This is a genomic window from Mesorhizobium sp., from assembly GCF_004962925.1.
In the GTDB taxonomy this organism is placed as follows: domain Bacteria; phylum Pseudomonadota; class Alphaproteobacteria; order Rhizobiales; family Rhizobiaceae; genus Mesorhizobium.
The window spans coordinates 1-3732 of record NZ_SUEO01000265.1; the positions used below are offsets into that span (position 1 = coordinate 1).

At 61.2% G+C, this 3732-nt stretch carries 4 protein-coding genes; 3 read left to right on the forward strand and 1 reads right to left on the reverse strand.

The features are described 5' to 3' along the window. Positions 1-97: 97 nt before the first annotated feature. The gene (locus tag E5W87_RS31805; RefSeq protein WP_292406818.1) at positions 98-1039 is read left to right on the forward strand and encodes a TIM barrel protein; all 942 of its coding nucleotides are present in this window, start codon (positions 98-100) and stop codon (positions 1037-1039) included. 36 nt (positions 1040-1075) lie between these two features. Here the strand turns inward: E5W87_RS31805 and fba are convergent, their stop codons facing one another. Continuing rightward, positions 1076-2140, reverse strand: coding sequence for a class II fructose-bisphosphate aldolase (gene fba, locus E5W87_RS31810; RefSeq protein WP_292406820.1), 1065 nt, complete (start codon positions 2138-2140; stop codon positions 1076-1078). Positions 2141-2432: 292 nt separating this feature from the next. Between fba and E5W87_RS31815 the strand changes: the two genes are divergently transcribed. Next, on the forward strand, positions 2433-3200 hold the full coding sequence (locus E5W87_RS31815; RefSeq protein ID WP_292406823.1) for a DeoR/GlpR family DNA-binding transcription regulator: 768 nt from the start codon (positions 2433-2435) through the stop codon (positions 3198-3200). Between the two features lie 9 nt (positions 3201-3209). Next, on the forward strand, positions 3210-3732 hold a 523-nt coding region (locus E5W87_RS31820), incomplete at its 3' end, for a triose-phosphate isomerase (RefSeq protein ID WP_292406826.1).

Sequence of the window (3732 nt, forward strand, 5' to 3'; positions counted from 1 at the left end):
TTCTCGAACGGCGAACCAAGCACGGCCTGCATCTATCCGCCGCAGAAAGAGCCACTTTTGAGGACTGGTGCGCCAGCCGGCTGGTGAAAGCGAGCTGATGGCCTTTACGCTTTCCCTCAACACCAATCCGCTGGTCAATCGTTTTGCCGAACCGGACGATCTTATCGACGCGATCGCCTACGATATCGGCATCCGGGACGTGCAGCTCACGCATGAATTCGTCAATCCCGGCTGGCCCGCGGCGACGATCTCGAAATTCCTCCGCCTGTTCCGCACCGCGCTCGACCGCACCGGCGTGCGCGTAACATCGGGGATGACTGGCCCCTATGGCAGGCTCAATCATTTCGGCCATCCCGACAAGGACGTGCGCCGCTACTATGTGAATTGGTTCAAGACCTTTGCCGATATTTCGGCCGAGCTAGGCGCCAGCGGCATGGGCACGCAATTCGCGATCTTCACGTACAGGGATTTCGACGATCCGGAGCGTCGCGCGCGGCTTTTCGACATCGCGCTGGAATGCTGGCGCGAGGTCGCCGAGCATGCCAAGGCGGCCGGTTTGACTTACCTGTTCTGGGAGCCGATGTCGGTCGGCCGTGAATTCGGCCACACGATCGAGAGCTGCCGGGCCCTGCAAAACGAGATCGAAGCAGCCGGGATGGCCATCCCGATGGAGATGATGGTCGACATCGACCATGGCGACATCACCTCGAGCAACCCGGACGACATCGATCCCTATGCCTGGGCCGAAGCGTTTCCCAAGGTATCGCCGATCATCCACATCAAGCAGTCATCGATGAACAAGGGCGGCCATTGGCCGTTCATCGCCGCCTACAACAAGGACGGTCGCATCACGCCGGAAAAACTTTTGGAGACGGTTCGCCGCGGCGGCGGCGTCGACAACGAGATCTGCCTCGAACTGTCGTTTCGCGAACGCGAGCCGGTCGACCATCAGGTCGTCGCCATGATCCGCGAGTCGGTCGACTACTGGGCGCCGTTTATCGAGACGGGCAGGGCCAATCTCTTGTCGAGGGTAGGGTGAACTGGGCAGGAGCCGACGTAGGTCCTGCCCGGAAACTTAACCGAATTTCGGATCGAGACTGCCCGACTTGTAACGCTTGGCCATTTCCGAGACCGGCAGCGGCTTGATCTTGGGCGCGTTGCCGGCGGTGCCGAACTGCTCGAAGCGCTCCTTGCACAGCTTCCTCATGGCGGCCATTGCCGGCGTCAGATATTTGCGCGGGTCGAATTCGCTCGGGTTCTCGGTCAGCACCTTGCGGATCGCGCCGGTCAGCGCCATGCGGTTGTCGGTGTCGATGTTGATCTTGCGCACGCCGTGCTTGATGCCGCGCTGGATCTCCTCGACCGGCACGCCCCATGTCGGCTTCATCTGGCCGCCATATTTGTTGATGATCTCCTGCAGCTCTTCCGGCACCGAGGATGAGCCGTGCATGACGAGGTGCATGTTCGGCAGCCGGCGATGGATCTCCTCGATCACATTCATAGCGAGCACCGCGCCGTCGGGCTTGCGCGAGAATTTGTAGGCGCCGTGGCTGGTGCCCATGGCGACGGCCAGCGCATCGACATGCGTGTCCTTGACGAACTGCACCGCCTGCTCCGGATCGGTCAGCAGCTGGTCGTGGCTGACGGCGCCTTCGACGCCATGGCCGTCTTCCTGTTCGCCGCCGCCCATCTCCAGGGACCCGAGAACGCCGATCTCGCCTTCCACCGACACGCCACCCCAATGCGCCATGGCGACGACACGGCGCGTGATGCCCGAATTATAATCGTAATCGGCCGGCGTCTTGCCGTCTTCCTTCAGCGATCCGTCCATCATCACCGAGGTGAAGCCGTACTGGATCGCGGTCACGCAGGTCGCTTCGTTGTTGCCATGGTCGAGATGCATGCAGACCGGGATATCGGGATGGATTTCGACCAGCGCGTCGATTAGCTTGGCCAGCACGACGTCGTTGGCATAGGCCCGCGCCCCGCGGCTCGCCTGCAGAATAACCGGCGATTTGGTCTCCTCGGCCGCCTCCATGATGGCGAGGCCCTGTTCCATATTGTTCATGTTGAACGCAGGCACGCCATAGCCGTGTTCGGCGGCATGGTCGAGCAATTGTCTCAATGTGATGCGAGCCACCCAATAGTCTCCCGTATTTGGTTTCAAGCCTATGGTTGCGAGCCGTTCGATCGTCGTTCAGCCCATTGATGCTTCTGGCCGGATTTCCAGAGAACCGCAACCTTTGGCCATGCCGCCGGGAGCAATTCTTGTTACAGGACAGCAATCAGAAGCGACCAATATCCCAAAGAAATGTAACATCATCACAAAAAATTGGGTGCTTATGCGGTTTCCCGTGTTATAATAGCTTTGGCTCGCCGTTTCGCCCACGGTGGATTCGCAACGAGCCGGATTTCAGGAAACAGGCTGGACAATGAAGAGCGACGGCCGGCGGCAAGGCATCATGGATTTTTTGATGAACACCGGCACGGCCAGTGTCGACGAGCTTGCCACGCGCTTCGGCGTGTCGAAGATGACCGTCCATCGCGACCTCGACGAGCTCGAGGAAAGCGGCTTCCTGCGCAAGGTGCGCGGCGGTGCCTCGATCCAGCCGAGCGGCCTGTTCGAAAGCGATTTCCGCTACCGTCAGAAGCAGGCCGGTGATGAGAAGCAGCGCTTGGCGGCTGCCGCAGTGGCGATGATCGAACCGGGCCAGACGGTGATCATCGACGACGGCTCGACGGCCGGCGGCATAGCGCGCCACCTTGCGGATCTCCGCCCGCTGACCGTGATCTCCAACAACCTGGCTGTCATCCAGGATCTGGCAGGCGTTGGCGGGATCACCCTGATCGCGCTCGGCGGCCAGTACAGCAAGAAGTTTCACGGTTTCTTCGGCCTGCTTGCCGAGGACACGTTGAGATCGTTGCGCGCCGATGTGGCCTTCCTGTCGTCGTCGGCCATCCACGGCGCTTCCGCCTTCCACCAGGACCAGGAAGTGGTCCATACCAAGCGGCTGATGATGGCCGCCGCCGCGCGTAAATATTTGCTGGTCGATCATGGCAAGTTCGGCCGCACGGCCCTGCATTTCCTGACCGATCTCAAGGCGTTCGACACCGTCTTCACCGGTCGCGAACTGGAAACCCAGATGCGCGAGGCGTTGGATGGCGCCGGCGTTTCGCTAACACTGGTCGAGAAAGTTTGAGGAGGACGCATGGTTTACTGGGTCGGCACAAGCTGGAAAATGAACAAGACGCTTGCAGAGGCGACTGAGTTCGCCAACGCGCTGGCGGGATTCATTCCCGGTTTTGACGACCGCATCCAGCCCTTCGTTATCCCGCCCTTCACGGCGGTTCGCGAGGTCAAGAAGGCGTTGGCGGCGACGCGGACTAAGGTCGGTGCCCAGAACATGCATTGGGCCGACGCCGGAGCCTGGACCGGGGAGATCTCGCCGGTGATGCTGACGGATTGCGGGCTCGACCTCGTCGAACTCGGCCATAGCGAACGGCGCGAGCATTTCGGCGAGACCGACAATGCGGTCGGCCTTAAGACCGCAGCGGCGGTAAAGCATGGGCTGGTGCCGCTCATTTGCGTCGGCGAGACATTGGCGCAACGCAACAGCGGCCAGGCCGATGCGGTGCTGGCCTTGCAGGTGCACGGCGCGCTGCAATACCTCGAAGGTCAGGCAAAGGCGGCGACGATCCTGTTTGCTTACGAGCCGGTCTGGGCGATCGGCG

Excerpts from the sequence above, each read along its gene's own strand:
- E5W87_RS31805 (WP_292406818.1), top strand. The coding sequence starts at position 98 with ATGGCCTTTACGCTTTCCCTCAACACCAATCCGCTGGTCAATCGTTTT.
- E5W87_RS31815 (WP_292406823.1), top strand. The coding sequence starts at position 2,433 with ATGAAGAGCGACGGCCGGCGGCAAGGCATCATGGATTTTTTGATGAAC.